This window comes from uncultured Aquimarina sp. (assembly GCF_947492405.1).
Lineage (GTDB): Bacteria > Bacteroidota > Bacteroidia > Flavobacteriales > Flavobacteriaceae > Aquimarina.
Genome location: NZ_CANLMP010000010.1, coordinates 124,481 through 146,101, shown reverse-complemented (window position 1 = coordinate 146,101; position 21,621 = coordinate 124,481). Strand labels below are relative to the sequence as shown.

The following is a 21,621-nucleotide window of genomic DNA, read 5'->3' as shown; positions in this document are numbered from 1 at the left end:
CTTTTAACAACTAGGTTGCTTTCAATTTATCTATTGCAGGTACTAATTTTCCTGTTCCCATATAAAAAGGTACCGGGTCAGATATCGGTGCACTTCCTGGCGGGATAAATTTTGCCGGAGACTGTACTTCAAATCGGGCTATAAAAACACCTCCTTTTAATACGATAGGTTTACTACCACTTTTGGTTTTTTTTGTCAATTGATCTGGCCCCAAAGAAGCTACTTTTAAATTACCAGTTCCTGGTATCGGAAAGGAAGGACTTGTATAAGTACAGCCAGATACAACAACCTTACTTTCATCTCCTTTGACCACTACTTTTTTACCTTGTACTGTGGTTTTTCCCGAAGCTTTTATTGTTCCTGGTTTGACTACCACAGTAGCTGGACCATAGGTAGGATCGAACAATACTTTATCTCCATCCAAAATAATTGTATCTAATGCCATATCATTTTATATTATGATTAATTAAAAGCTTCATTTATATAAAATGGATATACCAGATTAAATCTATTATTAGTCATTCTAACAGTATAGGTTACTTTGATATGGATGAGTCCTTTTTCAGGATCCGTATTATCTAGTACAACTGTATCTACTTTAATTCTTGGTTCATGATTAAGAATAGCATCTGTAACCGCATTTTTAATATCTGTTATAAACCTTTGATTTATACTTTCAAATACATAATCTTTTAGCTCACATCCATAATCAGATTGCATTACTCGTTCTTGTAAAGAAGTGGTTAATAGAATATAAAGACTTTGTTCTATATCCTTTTCACCAGAGACCATTACTACCTGATCACCACCTTTCTGAAACTGAGGTGGAAAGGACCAACCACTACCTAAAAATTTATTATCTTCAATCATCTTTTATTATTCTCTACGTTATTTATTAGATCACATCTACAGTATTCCCTTTAATTTCTATACCTCCACCTGCTTCAATTTTTAAATCTCCTTTGGATTGTATTTTGCAGTTATTCGCACTCAAAATATTAATTCCTTGTTTACTTAATTCAATCTGGTTACCGTGGCTATCAGCCAGTTCAATACGTTGTTGTTTTTCATCTATGGTAATCTTATTTTGTTCGGAAGTAGCAATGGTGATACACTTTTCCTCTTCGTCAAAAAATAGTTGGTATTTTGATTCCGTAAAAATCCCTTTAGATGTGGGATGCGTATCAAAGGAAACTGGAGGTTTATTTTTTGGATTATAAACGGATCCCATTATCATAGCATGTCTGGGATCATCGTTTAAAAATCCAATGATCACCTCATCTCCAGGTTGTGGTAGAAAAAATGTTCCTCGACCCACACCTGCGTCTAAAGTAGTAAGACGCGCCCATACCGTATTTTGCTGATCCCCAAAAGCGGGTATCATTACTTTAATACGGTTCAAATTATCAGGATCTTTGGCTAGAGGTTGTATAACACCTATCTGTAATCCGTTAACACCTGGTAATAAACCTGCTGCGGGTGCATCCATCACCTTAGAAGACGATGTAAACCAGCATGCATCCATGCCTATTTGAAGGTGCGTACACCAACCCATCACAGTTACTTCATGTCTAACTGCAGATACCATATTGTTACCTGATAAGGTTTTGCTAAATTCCTTAATTTCCAGAGTGTCACCTACTTTAATTTTGCCAGTTCCTGGAATTTTAATCCAACCTTTTATAAAGGACAAACTAGATTTTAGTTGTTGAGCATTAGACCAAGTCTCTAGCTCATTAGCAATTGTTGGCACCCCGTGTACCAATGTCATTTCTTTAGTTCCAAAGGCTTTACTTATGCTTGTTACATCTTGTCCTTTTGAACTAATGTTAAAAGTTTCATTTTTTGAAACCTTGGTGCTTTTTTGCGCACCAACGTCCCAACCTACTGCTGTTATTTCTTTATATTGATGACTGCCATTAATTTGTAAATCAAAATCATATATCTCATGAGACCCTAGTTCTAAAGAATGTTTTGGGCCTTTTAGTTTGGGCTGAAAAACAGAAATCTCCCCGAGTGCAACGCTTACTAACTGTGCATTAGCCTCTGCACGTGATAGCATAAAATCCCAATCAGTTACATAATATTGTATCATTTGCTGATGACTAACCGTCGTGTCTTCTACCTTTTTACTAGAAACCCCATATGGCTGTAGCATACTCGCTATAATCTCGTGATCCTTTTTCTGATGATATACAGCATTTTTGCGATGACTATTCATTTTTATAACAACATCGCTTAATTCTATGGTCAGCGTTGGTTCTTTTCGATTAAGTTCTAGTAGTTTATTGGTTACAATACCTCTAAAAACTTTTACTTCTTCATTTGGTTTATCTTCATACTTTAATGAAATATCTATTTTTTTTCCAATGGCAAAAGAAGTGTCGTCTAAAATTTTAAATTCTTTTTTGGAAACATCTCCATCAATAAATTTCAGTTCTGCTGTAGGAATTTTATTAAACTCATGCGTTACATCAATAGAAAGAAGCTCAAATTCGCCTCTCATTTCCTTGCCTTCACTTTTTATAGTTGCTGTTACTACTGACATATGACTATTTTTCTATAGGAGGAAAATAAATTCGCTGCCCAGGTTTAAGGTTTCTAAAATCATTTAGATTATTGGCTTTGGCTACCCAAGGATAATACTGGGCAGATCCATAAATTGCTTTACACATTAATGGCAATTGATCGTGTGTTCCTACGATTCTATAGTGCGTAAGATCAGGTGAGTTTTTGTTTTCTTTTTTAAGCCTTTCAACAGTTTCTACATCTTTAATGAACTCAGTATCTAACTCAGCTCTTAATGGAATTCCGCTACCATTAAACTGCGTATAATTGATGTTTACAGAACTTAACCTACATTTAAAATACAGATCTCCCCAACGTATTATTAAATATGGGGGCTGATGAATATCTCCGTTCATTTCTCTAGTCAGATCTAAAAATTTCTGAACCTTTTTGGAGACATCATCATTTCTGAAAAGATTTAGTATTCCGAAGTGTGTATCTACATTATTCCCATCTAAAATAAGCTTAAGATTAATTCGTTCCGGCTTAGAAAACCCATACTTAGCATTACTTCCGGTTGTATTAATACCTGTTTTTGTTCCGTATGTATTTTGATAAGAAACCGAATATGAATCTGGATTAAACATAGCTTCAAAAGAACCTAAACTATCTTTTATTTTTCGCTCTCCACTAGAAAAGCTTTGTATCGTTAGCTTTTCCAGCATAGTAAATGAATCAAAAGCCATAATTATCTACGATTTTTCTTTTTTAATATTTTTAATACTTGCGTGACACACTCCTGCACTATACTATCATTATCGGTAGCGTCTTTTGATGGTGTGTTAGTATCTTCATTTAATACAGCTCTAATTACGAGTTCTTTAATTTCTACCGGCATAGTTATAATTGTATAGTTTGAAATCTAGTATATGCTAATTCCATCGTATCGATGAGAACTGTATTGGATTGGGCGTCAAGATCTGAAATCGACCATTTTACAGGATATGCTTTCATAAATAATAATGCTTTTATAGGCACAGGAATCCCTTGAAAATCATTAAATATGGTAATCAACACATTGGAAGGTGCAAATTTAAAAGTGGAAAATGCTATATTAAACTCATCACTTAATGGTGATGGTATAAGGCCAGTACTATGACCACGCTCTAACACTAAATTATTGTAGTTAACCTTATTAGGTAACCGATGAGAAAAAAGATTTTGTCCTCCTTCATTAACTGTATCCGTTTGGATATCTGCGCTAAGTCCACTAACCTTCTGAAATCTAAAATCTATAGGATTTGGAATTACTCCTCCTGCGAAGAAAAAAACACCAAATCTATGAGATAATACCGGATCGGGATCTACAATATTCTTAAAAGTCTCTAATGCGTCCATGTGTTTCTATTATTCGTGATGAATTAGTTTTATATTGTGAGCAATTAAATCCAGGCTTTCAATGGCAACATCATTGGTACTGGCACTAAAAGAAGGTGCATTTAGCTTTATGGGCAATGCGCGATATACTTCCCAACTTACGACGGGTGTAAAGCTTTCATCACATAATGCTATATTAATATCCCTCTTGTTTTCGGAACGCAACCAGTCATATAAATACTTTCTATTCTTAACTACTCCTCTTTTTAGGCTTACACTAATAGGCTTACGTTGAGCACGGATCAGGTAATCCCCCATAATCCAACTGAAACCGTGCCTGTATAATACGTGGTCATAGTCCATTTCTAAACCCGAAATTTCTGAAAAGGACATGCCTTCATCAATACCATCAATGCTTACTTGATAGTTATAAACCGGTAAAGGATAATCTTGAATAATTTTCTTTTTATCTACTGCCATGATGATGTTACTGTTATCTTTATAGTATCAAACTTTATCAAAAGCCTGAGATTGAATCGCTAAAATGATCTTTATGCTTCTTCCATTGTTACTCGAAACGCCATAAGCTCTAAAGACTCTAAGGCAACCTCACTTGTACTTGCATCAAAAGAAGGTGCCGTTAATTTGGTAGGAAATGCATCAATAACTTTCCAACTTACTATAGTACTTCCTGTTTCATCGAGAAGGTGTACTATGATATCCTTTTTATCTATTTGATTTAGTTGAATATCATTGATCCAAGCATAAAAAACTGGGATACTCTTCCCTTTTACAAAACCTTTTTCCAGGGTAATATTAACTGGTTGAATCTGACCTGGCATATACATAATATTAGGTCCTACTTGCCCTCCAGCCGCAAAGCTCTCTTTGTATGTAATCGTTTCAAAGGATAAATCAAGACCCGTTACTTTAGAAAAGCTAAAGGACGCTCCATCAATATCTACTCTATAATTATAGGTTACCAATGGGTAATCTGTTTTTATTTGTTCTTTTGTTAAAGCCATGTTACTTTAGTATTAATTTATAATTGAATAATATGCTGTGAATGAGTATGATATTTTATAATATCATCTATCACTTTTTAAAAAAATTATATCGGATTATACTTCCTGTAGTTTATGTGAGAATTTTAGAATGATAAATTCTGCTGGTCTAGCCGCAGCAATTCCTATTTCTACAACCATACGGCCTTCAAGAATATCTTGTTGTGTCATCGTCTTACCCAATCCAACATTAACAAAATAGGCTTGTTCTTCTGTCGAACCTACTAATCCACCTTGCTGCCAGATTCCGTATAAAAAACTTTCGATCATTGCTTTGACTTTCAACCAAGTTGTTGCATCGTTTGATTCAAATACGGCAAAATGAGAAGCCTTTTTGGTAGATTCTTCGATCATATTAAATAATCTACGTACAGAAACATATCGCCATTCATTATCATTTCCGGCTAATGTACGTGCACCCCAGACTAGTGTTCCTTTTCCGATAAAACTACGGATGGCATTTACTGACTTTCCACTCGTGACATCTACGTTAAGACGTTCCTGATCTGCAGAACTGATTTTAACGACAGGTCCGATTATAGAATTTACACTCACATTTGCTGGTGCTTTCCAAACTCCTCTTTCTCTATCTGTAGTAGCGTAGATTCCTGCCACTGCCGAACTAGGAGGCAGGACGATGGTTTCTTTGGCCAACTCACTTTTAATCTTGCTATACAAGGCAGTACCTTCTCTACTTTCTAATGTAAAAGCACCTTCACTACCTCCTTGCTTAGATATTTCCTGACCGCCTGTTCCTGGCGTTGCAGTAATTTGGGTGTTTTCTGTTACAATTTCGATATCAAAATCTCCTTTGTTATCAAATGCTGTCCAAGCATCTAGTAAATCACTCGCTGCAATACCTTCTGTAGGAACATTAGAGATCGTTAACAACTTGGATGGGGAAACAGAAAACTCCACAGTATCGCCACTCCCACCATTGATTCTATACTTTGGTTCTTCAGAAATATCACCTGCATACGTTATTCTGATACCATCATGTACTACTTCGAAAGTAGCTGTGTCCGAAGAAGAAGATAAATTGATAATACGAACATCCTGATCGTCATATATATAATTTAGGGATGTATGGATATATGGAGTATAGGCGGCACCGTATTTTAGGTTATTAGTTCCTATTCCATTTCTAAATTCATTTGCTTCCTCATCGTCTTTTTTGATATCAAAAATGCAAAACCTGTCTTTTAGGTCTGCACATTGTGCTAATGCTTGTTGGCAAATTGCGTGATAATCATTTGCTGGTAATTTGGCCGCTTCACTTAACATAATAAGTGTAGGTTCATCTTCTTTGCTTAAGATTTTAAGCCCATCCTCAAAAGCTTGTTTGTTATACGCATCTTCAAAAGAACCGACAGATATAATATAGCAATCACCCCCTCCATTTTTAAAATAAAGATCTATAGCATAATACAAAGTACTTGTCGGAGGTGTAGCAGTCAATTTTTGCAACTGCTCATCATCATTAATAAGAACTTCAAATTCTGTTTTTTGAGCTCCTCCATACATTTCTCTGAACTCTAAAAAGGTAGAAATTCGTATCGCATTATTGGACACGCTTTTTCCATTTTTCAATGCTTTTTCGGTAAAACCTATAAAAGCAGGAACTGCTGTAGATACACCAGCAACGGACTGTGGTAAAACAGGTACTTCCTCGGTGTACACATCAGGTGTTAAAAAACTAGACATAATTATTTGAATTTTAAATGTTTATACTTAGCATTCCCATAAACCAATGTGAGTCTTCTGGTCCTGCTTTTTACTTACTTAATTTTAATTATTTGGATACCATTTTGTTCTTTTCGGGGATTGGGCAAATGACTCATAAGCACATCGCCATTTTTAATTAGTTTGATGTTCTTTATCGGTTTGCTACTGTAAGGAACCAAATCTTTAGACTCAAAAGCCTTTATTTGGGTATTGGGGAAATTTAATCGTATAGAAGTTATAATCTGATCTGTGGTATTTTCATCAATGACCATCTCATTGAAAGAGATTTGTTCGTCTCTGGATTCTAATGTTATGATTGGATCTTCAGAATTAGAAACAAAATAGTATTTCCACTTTATCGACTCCGTTTTAAATTTTGCTTTAAACTTAGTGGGCTGATCGATTGTATTGGTATCGATTTTGTTTCCAGCTATTACGATATTCGCTAATGCCGGAAAACCACAAAAAACTCCATTCTGTATTACCTGATTCGTAGTTAATTCAGAACTACCTATTGGTTGTTCTTGATTCGTAAAAGAAATCATGTTTCCTTTTTCTATTTCAGAAAGGTCAGTAACCTCTTGGATATGTTCTGAAGTAGGGTATATGTGAAAACTGAATATATCATCCGCTTCCAAAGGAGAAAAAACTTTGCTTTCTTGATGGACAGGAGCTAAAATTTTTAGTCCATTAGGCATCTTTTTTAGTATGAAACCAAGGTTATTTAAATGGCTTTTCGTTTCATTTTCTGTTACTATTACCATATCTTCCGCTATATCCGAAAAAAAAGGATGCACAATTTCTATATGAAAGAATTCACGATACTCCATCTGTCTATTTTTATTATTTTAATTAGTTCTCCTTACGGTTTTTCAACTATATTTTCAATTCAATAAAGCACCTAAATACTTATTTATCATGCACTTTTAGTTCTATACTTGATACTGGGTCTCCTACAAATTCTATACTTTGGTCATCTATAAAGGATAGTAGACGAACTCTATACAACACAGAGGGTAAATAGGAAGTATTTAAAGAATGCCATACTTGATTCTGTTCTTCCAAGGGGAGGGAAATTAGTTCTACAACTAGTTTTTCTATACGTTCATCAGACAATTGTGGGGAGTTAAGTGGATTAAAAATCCTATTGACCTGAAAAAATTTGATTACGTGGGATAAAAATTTAAGTGCCTGATCATATTTACTAAACTTAGACACAAAAAGAATCAAAAGCTCAATTCTTATTTCGGGATTGGTTTGCGTTCTGATTCCGTTTCTTACAATACCCGAAAATTGATCAGCTTTTCTGAATTTTCTATCCTCAGAAATATTAATTAAAAATGGTGTGATTTTATCATTTGTAAAAGAAACGGGGTCATTACTAGTGGTACTAATGAACTCTATTAAATTAGACTCTGTAGTACCTACTACATTCTTAAAATACTCATTGAGTTTATCTTTTAAAACGCTTAATACAACATCCACCATAATACTGCTCTTATAACTTATTGATCTTAATAGCTCAAAATTACAGTAGAACGTCGCATTGGAGTTAGTAAAAGTCCGGCAAATTCTTAAAGATTTCCGACAAGATAGTAGCACAAAATCGTCAAACTATGACATTTCCGACAAAATAAAACCAAACCAATTAATTATGTTGCATTTTCCCTGATTAAAAAGGGAAAAATACAACACAAAATTGTTTTGAGTAGTTTCAATATATGATAACATACAAGAGAATATTTGTTTTGTTTACTTACAATAATAACCTGAAAACATTATCTAGTTGGAACTAATTTCTAGTTGTTGTATAAGGTGTTACGAATAAAACTACTTTCGAATTTTTATCAATTAATAAAGATGTAATAATCTTTTCCATAAAAAAAGTAGCTGTTTGGCAAACAGCTACTTTTCAAACAATTAATGATGAAAGCATCACTAGTAGAAAACCATAAAGGGCGATTTACAGTTCTCGTACTAACCCAAATTCTTATATAATTTTACTTTTCTTTTATTCAATTGATCTTTAAGATCTCCTATTGTATTATTTATTGCGTTTTCAAAACTCTTTTCGTCAGAAGAAGCATAAATCCTGGGGCCGGGAAGACTAAGCCTAATTCCACAGATATTACCTTTTTTAACATTATTCCGTTCTTTATTAAAAAAGATATCTGCTCTAATAATAAATGCATATTTTTTTGTGAGTTTTAGAAGTTTTTTTGCTGTAAAAGCCTCTAAATATTTACTCGCTTCAATGCCTTTATATTCGAAAACTGTATTCATAGTTCTTTAACTTAAAGATTAATCATTATTTACTTTTAATATTTTTAGGCCGCATTCTTAAATAACTAAACGTCCACGCAATCTTTTGTCTATTTTACGTTTTTTTTGAGTAATCATTTTCATTAGGTTCATGAGGTCAGGGTCTTTACTCTTCTTATATATCTCATTGATACTTAATACCAAGGACTTTGCTTCTCTGGATGCAGAAACTCTATCACTTGTACTCATATTATTCATACTTCTTTGATGAAATTCTCTCGCTTTTTTTAATAATTCCATAAGAATACATTTTAGTGAAACATTAGGTTTTAATTTATTGTTATATCGAAATCAAGTAGCACATCAAAATCAATTACAACTTTTTGATTTAGAGTCTTTAATTCACTTTTTTACTAATAACATTATAAATGTATATATAAATTTTCATATATTTTTATTTATATTTGTAATCATAATCATTAATATTATTTATGAATTATACATTGCATCAACTACAAATTTTTCTCAAAATAGTAGAAAAAGAAAGTATTACTAAAGCTTCTGAAGAGTTACATTTAACTCAACCAGCCGTATCCATACAGCTCAAAAATTTTCAGGATCAATTTCCTATCCCTCTTACAGAAGTTATTGGAAGAAAGTTGTATGTCACTGATTTTGGAAAAGAAATTGCTATTGCTGCTCAGAAAATTATAAATGAAGTAAATCAAATTAGTTATAAAACCAAGGCCTATCAGGGGCAGTTATCTGGTATTTTAAAAATTTCTGTTGTTTCTACAGGAAAATATATCATCCCTTATTTCTTGTCTGATTTTATGAAGAAGCATGAAGGAGTCGACTTGGTTCTCGATGTTACAAACAAACAAAGAGTAATAAATAGTCTGGAAGAAAACACAGTTGATTTTTCGCTGGTTTCTGTATTACCTAAAAACATGCAAATTGAGAAAACAAAGCTCATGGAGAACCAGTTGTATTTGGTAGGTAGTACTTCAGAAAAATTTACTAAGAAAAAGTATAACAAATCTATTTTTTCTGAACTCCCTTTGATTTATAGAGAGCCCGGATCAGGAACAAGACATACAATGGAGAAATATATCGAAAAGAACGATTTACCTGTTAGAAAAAAAATGGAACTTACCTCTAATGAAGCAGTAAAACAAGCGGTTATTGCGGGACTAGGATATTCTATTATGCCACTCATTGGAATTCGAAATGATTTGGATGCTGGGCGTTTACAAATTATTCCAGTACAAGGTTTTCCAATTAAATCTATCTGGAATCTGATTTGGTTAAAAAATAAAAAGTTTTCTCTTGTTGCGGAAGCTTTTCTAAAATACGTGGAAGAAAAAAAGGATGAAATAATAAAAGATAAGTTTCATCTTTTTGACCAATAAAAAGAATATTAGTAAACTTTGAGCCTAATCATTGTATAATGGTTAAATCTAAAATCGAAAACCTTATCTAAAATAATAACATATAAAAAAAACCGTGTAATACGGTTTTTTTTATGTTTTTGATCATTATATTTCTGAAGCAAGTTCGGGCAACAGCCATGCATACACCTTCCTTTGTTCAATAGGAATATATTCAAAAGGTGGACCAGCTACTTTTCCTTCTTTGTTATCTGGTATCTGGATATTTAACAATTCCGCAGCTACATATTTCATCTGATACATCATCCCTACAGCTTTTACAATAAGATCCGACTGACCATTAAAAGTAAGATGAAGTAACCGTAAAAAATGAGAGTATAATTGATTGAACTCATCTGCTTTGATTCGTGCAGGTGACCCTTCAGGAAAATGATTGGCTTTAGGATTCTCAATCATATCTTTTACCGCTTCCCAGTTCACAGGAACACTTGCTCCTGTTGGTTCCTCAGTGGGCAAATCTCCTTCCTGATATCTTCGTTCCACATGGATTTCTTTGAACCTAAAATAATGTGCTACTTCTTGATCCTGACCAAAATAGGTCTCATCTCCATCATAAATAGATCCTGGAGCTCCTTCTCCCTGATCTACAATAATATCAATAGCAAATAATGCAGTTTCCAGATTATGAACCTCAATAACTTCACCTCCACCTCCATAATAGTCTTTTGAAGTGATTTGTAAACTTTGATCTCCATTAAATACAGATTCCTCTCCATATTCTTTTACCAACATTGTAAATTGTTCTTTTACCGTTTCATAGAATTCTCCAATCGTACTTTCATCCAGATCAATGGGATGTAACAATCCTTTTAGATCTTCTCCTTTAACTCTCAATCTGGTTTCTGAAGGTTTTTCTATTTCCATAAACGTTTCTATAGACGATTTCGAAAACTTTATTAACCCTACATCAAACTTGCGATCTGCAAAATTAAACTTAGCAGGATATTCCGGAATAAACTTTGGATTATCAATGTACGGTTTTCCTCCTACGGCATTTAATATGTTACAAGCTAAGGTCATATGTAACATTTCTTCCATTACTACGCTTCTAACCGCTTGCCATGAAAATGGATTGGTATCCTGATCAATAGTAAAAAAAGCTGCCAAATAAGGCGGTATCGTTGAGTGTTCCAGTTCTATTGCTGTTTGCAAATTCTTAAACAATTCTTCTTTATATGTATCGAGCATGGGTTTATTTTTTTTATGAATTCAGATCTTTACTAATATTCTCAGCCGCCCAAAACGAAAGTGCAGCAATCGTTAAAGTAGGATTAGATGTTCCCATCGTAGGCATATTTCCACAGCCTACCAGAAACAAATTCTTGTGTTCATGACATCGCTGATACTTATCCACAACAGAATTTTCTTTATCAGTCCCCATAATATGAGTTCCTGCCAAATGACCAGCTCCCTGCCACCATAGTTCTTCTCCTTTATACAAAATAAAACCTCCCTTATCAGGGCTATATTGGGTTTTATCAGTACCGCTTAGTGCATCAAAAAACTGTTTAGAAAATTCTTTGGCTGCCAACATGCCTTCTTTCTCGTGATCCGTGATATTATAGTTTATGATAGGTCTGTAATTCCCCAATTCATCTCGATAACGATCATCAATGGTAACACTGTTGTTAGAGAGTGCTTGTTGTTCTATTAAAAAACCTAAACGAAATTCTTTTTGGACTGTATCTAGCAGAAATGCGCGTAGTTCTTTTCCAAATAGTTGTTTAGAGAGCCCTTCTTGTAATTCGGTTGTTGGAGAACCAGCAGGCCAGTTCCATCCCCAATTACCAATCTCAATTCTAAATGCCGAACGATCTTTTCTAAACGTTCCATCTCTAAGACTCGGAATTCCTGATGTAGATCCTGGTCCTCTAAAAGCGCCTATAGCTTCTGGTGCCAATCCCCAAGTCAACAAAACAGGATGATCCATTAAATTTTGACCGATATTTTTATTTTTGAATCCTGAAGCTAACATCAGTTTTGCATTCTCAACCGCATGGGCCGCCAGGACATATCGCTTAGCCGTAATTACCTTTTCAATGTAGTTACAAGGTTTACTGGTATCTGTAAGACTATCAAAATCTTCATATTCCTTATACTTGATTCCGGTAATTTCTCCAGAATCTTCATCATATAATATCTCTGAAGCTACACATTGAGAATAGATCACTACGCCTTTATCTACAGCTTTCTTCAGTGTTTTTAGTGCATTATATTTTGCCTGAACAGGGCAAATCGGTACACAGGCAGAATTCCCTTCACATCGCTGACCTAAATCAGGATTTCCGACTGCTCCTACAGGTTGATATCCCTCACCATTGTTATAGTTAGGATTCGGATTACTATTTCTTCCTTGTGGAGTACTTACAACTTTATAGGGATATGTTTTTCCTTCATAGTCAAAAGTTGCCCCTTTTGTCCATTCTGTTAATTTTTTATCCAAATGACTCTGCGGAATCTTAGTCATTGGGTATACATAATTTTCTTCGAATTCAATTCCAAAAAAAGCTTGTTCCTCTACATCTGCAGAAACACCTATTTCACGTTCCGCCATTCGATAATATGGCATTAGATCATAATAATTGATTGGCCAGTTTTTTCCGGAATCGTATAAATCTTTTTCTTTAAAATCACTTGGAAGCATCCTTAGACAGGTACCTAACCAGTGTAATGTAGTTCCTCCTTTTGCCCTGGTATAGGTACTCTGAAAAGGCGCCGGTCCATATTGTCTAAAATATCCGTCTTTATTAAATTGTTGGATTCCATCTTCGATATCACCTACATCCGTTACCAAAGGCTGAGGAGCATTTGGGTTCTGAGGGTATGGGGAATTAGGAATTTTAATCGTATTCTGATAGTAATGATGTAAATAGGCTCGATAACTCTCAAAATCAAAGCTCTTTTGTACTCCTGCTTCCAAGATTAATACTTTATGACCTTTTTCTGCCAGTTGATTTGCAACAATTGCTCCAGTTATACCAGCCCCAACAATCACTACATCGTATGTGTTTTCTGTACTCATAATTCAATAGATTAATAACGTTTGATAGTGATTAAGAAGAAAAGGTAAGTGGTGGAAATCCCCAGGTTCCATATCCCGGTTGTTTTCCTCCCATAGGATGTGCTCCTATAGCTTTCCATACCAGACCTTCCAGATAAGATTGAGAAGAAACAATATAACTGTTCTTCCCATACCATTGTCCGGTATACCATAACAGAATAACCAATTTCGTTATGGATTCATTGCTTTTACTTTCTACTAATTCTTGTATATTCCTAGATTCTTCAGCTGTTAGATCTTCTTCATCCTGAATATTGATCTTTCTAAATGAATCTAATAAAGTATTGACGTGGTCTTCTCCAAGGTGTTGATCAATGGTATCAAGATATATTTCTATAAGCCCTGTTCCCAGAAGTTCACTTCGTGAAAATCCTGTAAGAATCACACTTAATTTCTCGAACCAATCCAGTCTTTCTGATACTGTTATTTTCATAGGTATGATGAGTTATATGAATTGTGTGTCAAAAAACCATGTATCGCTTTAGTTTAAAGACAGCGATACATGGCATGAAATAATCTTTATTGTTTTTTCGTCAACGTATTACAAGTGATATGTGGAAACTTTACGATAGTTCCATTAATCGGAATATTCATCAAAATCGTTTGATTATATGATAATTGTGTAAATTCTCCTCCTTGTGTAAATGCCTGTAACCAATAGTTCGCACTATAATCTACTACATTTGCCTTTTGTTTTTCGAATGGAATGTTAGTTACCGAACCTTTTGCTGCAGGATTTTCAGTATCTACTGCCCATTGAATATATTGAACACAAGGATTAGCCGCAACTCCATCCTGTAATGGTTGGTTAGGATTATCGTTTAGAGCAGGAAAAGGATTTCCCACACTTTCTGTTGTATAAGGAGTTGTATTAATACCTGAAGGGATTACATCTCCGGAATACGCACTTATACTTAAAGGACCATTATTCAAATAGGAGTTAGGGTATCCTTTTATACCTCCTTGCGCTAAAATAGAGTTCCCATGAGGTACAGAAATTTGTTTCGCCACATTCGTCAATACAGATTGCTCTGGAATAGGTCCATCATGAGGTACAACTGGTGTCGTTCCATAAGGTCCTTGAGCTTCTGTTCCTGTTACCAAAAACAACCATGAGCCATTTTCTGCATGAACAAGTTTATCCTTATCCGGTCCATCCGCAAAATAAATTCTTTGTTCATAAAAAATAACATTTGCATTTTGATTGTAATCACCTCCTCTATTGGGAGCATTTCCGTTAATTGGAGAAAATGTGATTTCCTCATAATATTTGAAATTCTTAAGAATATACTTTTCCGGTACTGACGCTACAGGTAATGGCATGATATTATAAGAATATGGTGATGCTGTTCCTCCACTACCAGATGATCCTAAATTTTGATTTGTCCAGGTACCTATTAGATTGCTAAGTGGCCCAAGACCATCAATATTAGGAGCTGGATTGGTTTGTGTTGGTTCATTAATGAGTGTATCAGGGAAAACAGGAGGTGTTACCGATGATGCTGTTGCTGTGCTTTTTTCTGACATGATAATACGTTTTAAAAGTTAGAATAAAATTTGCTTGAATATGTTTATGAATGATTAACCCCAATGCCCTCTGGAAACTCGTAAAGAAGTTTTTCCTGTGGTTTCATCGTTTGTTTCAACCTGACTTTTACAAGGAGCGTTGTCCATAGGTTGTATTGCTCCTTTAGATATTTTACCCAGTGCTAAATCAGAAGATCGTAAAGATCCATTTACCCAGCCTTGCATATCCGAAATAGCTTCGTTACACATATAAAATCCGGGTAAAGGATTCGAAAGATATTCGATCGTTTCTTTATCGTTTACATTCAATTGCCATTGGTGATATGCATGTTCGAAATCATCTTCTCCATTCCACAAACGATAACTGGTAAAAATAGGCTCCGGTATATTGGTAACACCAAATAACAGCCCCATTTGTTTTCTTGCTTCTGCTACTACTGCCTGTGAAGCCGGGAAAACTGTTTGTGATTTCATCTCATTATACATTTCCTGTAATGGTGAAGTGAATTTTGGCCCCACATTTTGTAACCCTTTCCAGAAATTCGTATTATTAAAATCGCAGTATAAAGTCAATGCCGCGGGTTCTTCTCCACTAATAATGGAGACGGTTCCTTTTTTGTGATCTACATCCAGATCCTCAACAGAATAGAACGGGTATATAGAATTAATGGGTAGGTCTGTAAAATTAGGTCCGAATTCTATATTAGGTCTTCCTGTAGAACCATTGTACCACCAAGCCTCTCTGAAATAGAAATTAATCTTCATCAAATTCATCCCTAAAACCCCGTTAATACTTTCCCACAATCTCATACCATCATGCTCCTTATTAGTTGAGTAAAGCGCAGGAGATTTCACAAAAAGAGATTTAAATCCAGTTGCTGCAATGGCAGATATTATTTGTTTAGCTTTTACCTTTTTGTGTTCTCCACAAGGAATATTTGGTCTCGAGTTTTGCCCTTCCGGAGCTTCCGTAAGATCTATGGTAAAATCATTTTCTTCTCCTCTTATACTATCTATATTGGTACTGAGATAAATATCTACTTTTCCTTCCAATTCTTTTTTAATAGCATCAGGAAGCGTACTAAATCCATATTTAAAAGTGTAATATGTTGGATCTTTTGGGAAATCTGCCAAAATTTGCCAGGCATCTCCTGCATTGGGTAATGATTTAAAAGGCCCTGCAAATCCAATAGTATTAGTGAGCATTTCTATACATTCTTCAGAATATCCCATATCCCGTAGCAATCCCCATAATTGCCATTCATTCATAGGAATTCCTTTCCATTTAAAATGCAATCTGAATTTTTGCCAATATTCTGGTGTTTGATCTTCATCTAAAATAATATCATTTGCTTCCAGAATCCTATTGTAGGCATTCGTTACAATCTGCACAGGACTCAATCCTATTTCTTCCGGATTTAAATCATACAATTGACTCCATATCATATTGCCTCCTGCATTCGCTTCTGCTAATGAAAAACTATGCCCTCTGATACAAAATCTATTGGTATCATCTGTACTTGACATCGGGAAAGGCACAATCTCATCACATATATTCAGTGCGCCATTAAGGGTCATTAGCTCTTCCATATTATAATTGAAACGCATCCCTCCTTGTTCTTCCTTCACCCAATCAATCTGTACCTGATCGTAAAAATTACGGATTCCGTTTTCATCAGAAACTTTATGATTTCCCCGAATCGGAATTAAATCTGATTGTAATCGCCCTCCTGTTCGATTAAGACGTTCGTATATGCTAATTTTTTTTCCTGAGTAGGCAGGATTATTGATCAATCGATATGCGCAATATAGACCAGAAATACCTGCTCCGATAATCGCAATATCCACATCATCATGATCTGAAATTTCATTAAATGTTAAGATAGCCATGTTGTTTAGTATTTTAAAAGTTGTGAATTCTAAGCCGGGGATTTCCCCAAAGTTCTATTATTATTTCAAAGAAAAAAAGCGTATAAACCCCTGTTTTTTGAATCCCAAACAAGCAATTTTATTTTTTTAATAAAATCGCTTAACCATCTAAAAACAGGTAACAAATAAGAAAACAGGTATTTATACCTATACCAAATTTTCCCTCTTGTTCCTAACTTTGAGAAGCATGGCTTAACTAAAAATACAACACACAATTATGGCTGGTAAAAAGAAAAAAACTTCTCAATATGAACAGGTAAAAGAGATCCTTAATACACTACAAGGAAAAACGGTTCCCAGTTATCAAGGATTACACGCTTTTTGGTTAGATCCCGAAACTTTTATAACAGCTTCCTTATATGGACAACGATTGATTGCTCCGAAGGATGGTTCAGATTCTAATGAAGGATCTGAAGGGTGTTGTGGATCTAAAAGTTCCTCTTCGGCACCAACTGCTGCCAAACAACCTACTAAAAGTGGTGATGGATGCTGTGGATCAGAAGAGAACTCCTCTGATACTGCCTCATTACAACCAGCAGTTTCTGCTGTACAGCAACCCCCTACTACAACATCTATAGGTGATTGCTGGCCTTCTGGAGGTTCTGGTGGCGGAGGTGGAAGTAGTCCAACTCAAAAACGAAGTAATCAATCTGCTATTATTATAGGTTTAAAAGGACAGTATCCTTTTGATGGAAGCATTTTCCCAAAACTATTATGGGATGCAGCCGCCACAGCTTCTGCAGATCAAATTCAAACCATTGCTAACTGGATTGACGCCGATTGTCCTTTAACTTTAGAAGAGGAGCAAAAAAACGCATCAAAACTGGTGCAGGTCTCTACTCATAATAATCATCTGGCATTAGCTACCGGAGAGTTACTGCATCAGGTGTCTACCAATAAAACCAATCAGGATCACGGAGATAATAAAGGGCTTACCGTCAGAAAAGAAGTAAGTTCACTAAGCGCTGATGAATTAAATACCTTTAGAGAGGCACTAAACTGTATGTTTCAATATACAGACTATTGGCAAGATGAAAGAAGCTTTGATTATTGGGCAAGAATCCATACTGATTCTTGTCAGCATGGATGGGAACAGTTTACTACATGGCATAGATTATACTTATACTTTTTCGAACAAAAACTGCAAGATTACGATAAGAATATTGCCTTACCTTATTGGTCCTGGACTGATTACGCTGATCAAAATAAAAACACTTTTAACAATAAAGAATATGATCTGGGTGTGCTGCCAGAAGCCTATGGTTGTTATCTAAGCAAAATAGGATTAGATAAACTAAAAGATCAAAAAACTTCTGAAGGCAAATCCATATTAAATAAGAAAGAGATTTCTGCCTTAGAAAAAATTGTCAAAAAAGGTACTGTATATAACTCTGGACTACGTTTCTTAAAAGCTGCCGGAATTCCTTATGAAATCATCAATGTTAATAATGTAGCGGTATGGTCTGATAAAATACGAGCTATATATGATATCCTTAAGGAAACGAACCCATTATGGTTTCCGAATCGCTGGCCAGGATCTATGGGACCACTATCTCAGTATCCAACAAAAGATGATATTAATTTACTCCTGTCATTAGATAACTTTGGTGATTTTGGAGGAGGTCCATCCTATGATCATCATTATGGATCCTTAGAAAAAGTGCATAACGGCATGCATAACTTCTCTGGAGGGACCAATCCCACGTATCCTGATAATAGTGATGAATGGAAAAAAATATATCAAAAACTAAAACTTACTGCTGACCCGCAAAGCAAGGAAAACCCCGTATATGGATGGATGACGGATAACAGAATTACAGCTTTCGATCCTCTATTTTGGGCACATCATTCTAATGTTGACCGGATATGGGCACGATGGCAGGAACTGCATAATGGAACTCCTCAGGAAATGAATGCCGTCTTGGCTCCTTGGTCTATGACAGTTCAGGATACTATGAGTATCCAAAAGTTAGGATATACGTATATGAGGGATTCTGTGTTTTATGATGTATCGAGCAAAACAGGGTTAGTAAAATTTAATAGTGCACCTGCCAAAGTTTCTACAAACACATTGGATTCTCATCGTAAAGCTGAAATTAAAATTCATAGAGTCCAACGAGGAAATCTACAAAATGCAAATATTAGAGTATTCTTAAACACTCCTGATGCTACCATAGATACTCCTACAAAAGGTAATGATCATTTTGTTGAAGAAATCTCTACGTTTCACGGAAGTTGTTACGGAGGTCCGGGACATTGTAATTTACCTCTGGATAAAACAAGACAATTTGATTTTAGACAACTACATCACCATGAACCCAGGAACTATAAAATCAATGCTACGGATGCTGTACAACGTATCTTAAATAATGGCGCAAAAGATATTACCATACAATTAGTGATTCTCGGTATTGATGGAAATCAGATAGACAACGCTGTATACATCGATGGTGTATCCTTAAACTTCATGGACTAAATTAAAGCAACACAAATGGACAATACATATACTACTTTTAAAATTCACCCAAGCATCGGAATTGCAAGACTTGGTAACACTGACGATGATTTTTACATTACTCCAGAGCAACCGGGAACGCGTCCTATTGCTTGCGATGAAATGGGAAGAGAACAAAAAGATTCAAAAGGAAACCCCATAAGAGTAAACTCTTTTAAAGACAGTAGTGATCTTTCTAAAATCAAAAAACAAGCTGCTCGATTTAGAGTATTTGCCTATAAAAATGAAGAAGATACTGAAGGAGAAGAAATCAAAGTAGGAGGTACCTATGATTTTATATATCAAACCGCCGTAACAGCACCAAGAACGGTTAAAGGAAAGGTTACGGATATCGATTGGACTGTACATCTTGCTAATAAGAAAGCCTCATGGTACGAGTTTCAGGAGACTGATGGAGAAGAAGGTTATGCTCCCAGTCACCCACTCCGTAATGCTGAAGTCACCCAACCCGATTTAAGAAGACAACTTATTATTGATCCGGGACCACTTACTGTAAACCTTAAAAACAACAAAGGTGCTTTTGCCAAATTTGGTTCAGAAAGTAAGAAGATGGATTGTAGTAAATATAAAAAAATATCCTATCCACAGACCTTTCCACCTTCGGATATACAACCTAATTCTATAGAAACACTGGGTAGTTTACTAGTGAATGAGCAGGAAAAAAACATCCGACTTATTGTATTAGGAGGAAATGGTAATTCGGGATCCACTAAAACTCCAGTTATAGAAAGTTTTGTTAATAATGATGGTTGGTTTGATGATATCTCTGATGGACCTGTAACGGCTACAATAGAATACACTTTTACAGATATCACTTATGATGGTGATAAAGAAATAAAGACCAAAACTAAGGGAACTATGGATGTCCAAGTTCCTGCATGGGTCGTTGTGGGATACCCGAGATATGTTCCTGAAATGGAAGACATGATTACGATGGATGAAAAGATGTACGACCTTTTTGTTCGTAAAATGGCATATGATCCGCAAGTATTTGGAGTACCTCCTTTCACAAAAGAAAGCAATAGCCCTAAAACTCAAGAAGAATTCGATATCTGGAGAAATGAAGCACGATACAACCCTGATTATTATCCAAAATTTTATAGGGAACTGTGGCCACAATTGCGCAGACCAGATGATTTTAAATACACCTTTGTTTTTGACTTCTTCGGTGGTGGAGATCCTCATAATCGAGGTACTGGTGGAAATTTAAATTACGAAACACTTTCCATCCCTCCAAAAAATGGAGAAGATCCATACTACCGATTGAGACAATTTGTACTCGGAATTATGAGACAAACCAATCAACTTAATGAATATGAGGTAGAAGGAAATTACAATTCTACTTCTAATAAGCCCCGATTAATGCCTATGCTCTGTGGTAATAATCCGATTAGTAATACTGCTCCTCAAAAGTTTCTATCTATGACAGAAACGCAGTTATTCTTTTTAAAACAATGGGCAAATGGAAAATTTGTTAATGAATGTACAGAATGGGGGGAAAGTAATACAAAATGCACTAATCCTTGGGTAAATCCTCCTACAACAGGTATCGGAATTGACCGTGGTGTATTGAGTAACTTATTAGGTGGTGCTTTCTGTCCGGGAGGTGAACTCTCCTGGATTGTTAATAATCCAGCTATTTATAGTGAACCTTATCGAATTAAACATGCCACCTATATTGCTGGAGGATTAAGTATCCCACAGCCTATTGCGAATACTGATGGTAGTACTGCTCCTAATCTAGCTGCAGGTATGGAGCCTGGAGATCTTACTAAATATATAGGAATTCCATGGCAAGCAGATTTTCATGAATGCACATTTCAGAACATTAATATCACCTATGAAAAATGGAATAACATTTATCCGGAATCAACAGGTGATCCAGTAGAGCAACAAATTGCTTATAACATTCCCTGGTGGCCAGCTCACAGACCTATTGTAGTACTGGATGCTCCAGAACCAAACGGGTCGCAGGTATACTGGGCATCTGGAATACCAAACAATAAGGCTGGGGATCTACAAATGGTTCAGGCATGGAAAGATCTTGGCTTTATAGTCTCCAAAGGAACTGGAATTACAAGACAGTTTTATCAAATAGAGCGTAATAATGAAGCATTAGGAGATCCTGTAAAACCTGGAGATCGTGTATTAGGACAAAGTTTTGGAGAATCAAATAAAGAAAATAACAATAATTAAAACAGT

21 protein-coding genes are annotated in these 21,621 nt (G+C 35.3%); 3 read left to right on the top strand and 18 right to left on the bottom strand.

All coding sequences use genetic code 11. The annotated features are described in order from the left end of the window. Nucleotides 1–10: 10 nt before the first annotated feature. The 13 genes from Q0829_RS26190 to Q0829_RS26130 form a co-directional block, all read right to left on the bottom strand. The gene (locus Q0829_RS26190) at nt 11–445 is read right to left on the bottom strand and encodes a hypothetical protein (protein ID WP_298548745.1); all 435 of its coding nucleotides are present in this window, start codon (nt 443–445) and stop codon (nt 11–13) included. Between the two features lie 17 nt (nt 446–462). Then, on the bottom strand, nt 463–870 hold the full coding sequence (locus Q0829_RS26185) for a GPW/gp25 family protein (protein ID WP_298548742.1): 408 nt from the start codon (nt 868–870) through the stop codon (nt 463–465). A gap of 25 nt (nt 871–895) precedes the next feature. After that, nucleotides 896–2,548: a phage baseplate assembly protein V gene (locus tag Q0829_RS26180; protein WP_298548740.1), complete on the bottom strand. Its 1,653-nt coding sequence runs from the start codon at nt 2,546–2,548 to the stop codon at nt 896–898. A gap of 4 nt (nt 2,549–2,552) precedes the next feature. Further along, nucleotides 2,553–3,254, bottom strand: a complete 702-nt coding sequence (locus Q0829_RS26175; RefSeq protein ID WP_298548737.1) for a hypothetical protein — start codon at nt 3,252–3,254, stop codon at nt 2,553–2,555. Nucleotides 3,255–3,256: 2 nt separating this feature from the next. Beyond that, nucleotides 3,257–3,406, bottom strand: coding sequence for a DUF5908 family protein (locus Q0829_RS26170; RefSeq protein ID WP_298548735.1), 150 nt, complete (start codon nt 3,404–3,406; stop codon nt 3,257–3,259). 2 nt (nt 3,407–3,408) lie between these two features. Continuing rightward, complete coding sequence (locus Q0829_RS26165) at nt 3,409–3,906, bottom strand: phage tail protein (protein WP_298548733.1); 498 nt, start codon at nt 3,904–3,906, stop codon at nt 3,409–3,411. A 9-nt stretch (nt 3,907–3,915) separates the two neighbouring features. After that, nucleotides 3,916–4,365, bottom strand: coding sequence for a phage tail protein (locus Q0829_RS26160; protein WP_298548727.1), 450 nt, complete (start codon nt 4,363–4,365; stop codon nt 3,916–3,918). A 71-nt stretch (nt 4,366–4,436) separates the two neighbouring features. Beyond that, nucleotides 4,437–4,910: a phage tail protein gene (locus Q0829_RS26155; RefSeq protein ID WP_298548724.1), complete on the bottom strand. Its 474-nt coding sequence runs from the start codon at nt 4,908–4,910 to the stop codon at nt 4,437–4,439. A gap of 96 nt (nt 4,911–5,006) precedes the next feature. Beyond that, nucleotides 5,007–6,653 carry a phage tail sheath C-terminal domain-containing protein gene (locus tag Q0829_RS26150; protein ID WP_298548722.1) on the bottom strand — a complete coding sequence of 549 codons (1,647 nt, stop codon included), beginning with the start codon at nt 6,651–6,653 and terminating at the stop codon, nt 5,007–5,009. 74 nt (nt 6,654–6,727) lie between these two features. Further along, complete coding sequence (locus Q0829_RS26145; protein WP_298548720.1) at nt 6,728–7,504, bottom strand: hypothetical protein; 777 nt, start codon at nt 7,502–7,504, stop codon at nt 6,728–6,730. Nucleotides 7,505–7,583: 79 nt separating this feature from the next. Then, complete coding sequence (locus Q0829_RS26140; RefSeq protein WP_298548718.1) at nt 7,584–8,162, bottom strand: DUF4255 domain-containing protein; 579 nt, start codon at nt 8,160–8,162, stop codon at nt 7,584–7,586. A gap of 489 nt (nt 8,163–8,651) precedes the next feature. Next, nucleotides 8,652–8,957 (bottom strand): HPF/RaiA family ribosome-associated protein, encoded by a 306-nt coding sequence (locus Q0829_RS26135; RefSeq protein ID WP_298548716.1) that lies wholly within the window; start codon nt 8,955–8,957, stop codon nt 8,652–8,654. A 57-nt stretch (nt 8,958–9,014) separates the two neighbouring features. Next, nucleotides 9,015–9,236 carry a hypothetical protein gene (locus Q0829_RS26130; RefSeq protein WP_298548714.1) on the bottom strand — a complete coding sequence of 74 codons (222 nt, stop codon included), beginning with the start codon at nt 9,234–9,236 and terminating at the stop codon, nt 9,015–9,017. Between the two features lie 191 nt (nt 9,237–9,427). Here Q0829_RS26130 and Q0829_RS26125 point away from each other — a divergent pair, with 191 nt between their 5' ends. Further along, nucleotides 9,428–10,348, top strand: coding sequence for a LysR family transcriptional regulator (locus Q0829_RS26125; protein WP_298548711.1), 921 nt, complete (start codon nt 9,428–9,430; stop codon nt 10,346–10,348). Nucleotides 10,349–10,474: 126 nt separating this feature from the next. Here Q0829_RS26125 and Q0829_RS26120 read toward each other — a convergent pair whose 3' ends face one another. The 5 genes from Q0829_RS26120 to Q0829_RS26100 all read right to left on the bottom strand — a co-directional run bounded on the left by Q0829_RS26120 (nt 10,475) and on the right by Q0829_RS26100 (nt 16,865). Next, a complete protein-coding gene (locus Q0829_RS26120) occupies nt 10,475–11,575 on the bottom strand; it encodes a ferritin-like protein (protein ID WP_298548708.1) in 1,101 nt (366 codons plus the stop codon). A 13-nt stretch (nt 11,576–11,588) separates the two neighbouring features. Continuing rightward, nucleotides 11,589–13,409 (bottom strand): GMC family oxidoreductase, encoded by a 1,821-nt coding sequence (locus tag Q0829_RS26115; RefSeq protein ID WP_298548703.1) that lies wholly within the window; start codon nt 13,407–13,409, stop codon nt 11,589–11,591. Between the two features lie 31 nt (nt 13,410–13,440). Further along, a complete protein-coding gene (locus Q0829_RS26110) occupies nt 13,441–13,881 on the bottom strand; it encodes a hypothetical protein (RefSeq protein WP_298548701.1) in 441 nt (146 codons plus the stop codon). A gap of 86 nt (nt 13,882–13,967) precedes the next feature. Continuing rightward, entirely contained in the window at nt 13,968–14,975 is a 1,008-nt protein-coding gene (locus tag Q0829_RS26105; protein ID WP_298548698.1) for a heme-binding protein, read from the bottom strand. A gap of 54 nt (nt 14,976–15,029) precedes the next feature. Continuing rightward, entirely contained in the window at nt 15,030–16,865 is a 1,836-nt protein-coding gene (locus Q0829_RS26100) for an FAD/NAD(P)-binding protein (protein ID WP_298548695.1), read from the bottom strand. 256 nt (nt 16,866–17,121) lie between these two features. Here Q0829_RS26100 and Q0829_RS26095 point away from each other — a divergent pair, with 256 nt between their 5' ends. Then, nucleotides 17,122–19,380, top strand: coding sequence for a tyrosinase family protein (locus Q0829_RS26095; protein WP_298548693.1), 2,259 nt, complete (start codon nt 17,122–17,124; stop codon nt 19,378–19,380). A gap of 15 nt (nt 19,381–19,395) precedes the next feature. After that, on the top strand, nt 19,396–21,615 hold the full coding sequence (locus Q0829_RS26090; protein ID WP_298548691.1) for a LodA/GoxA family CTQ-dependent oxidase: 2,220 nt from the start codon (nt 19,396–19,398) through the stop codon (nt 21,613–21,615). The last annotated feature ends 6 nt before the right edge of the window (nt 21,616–21,621 follow it).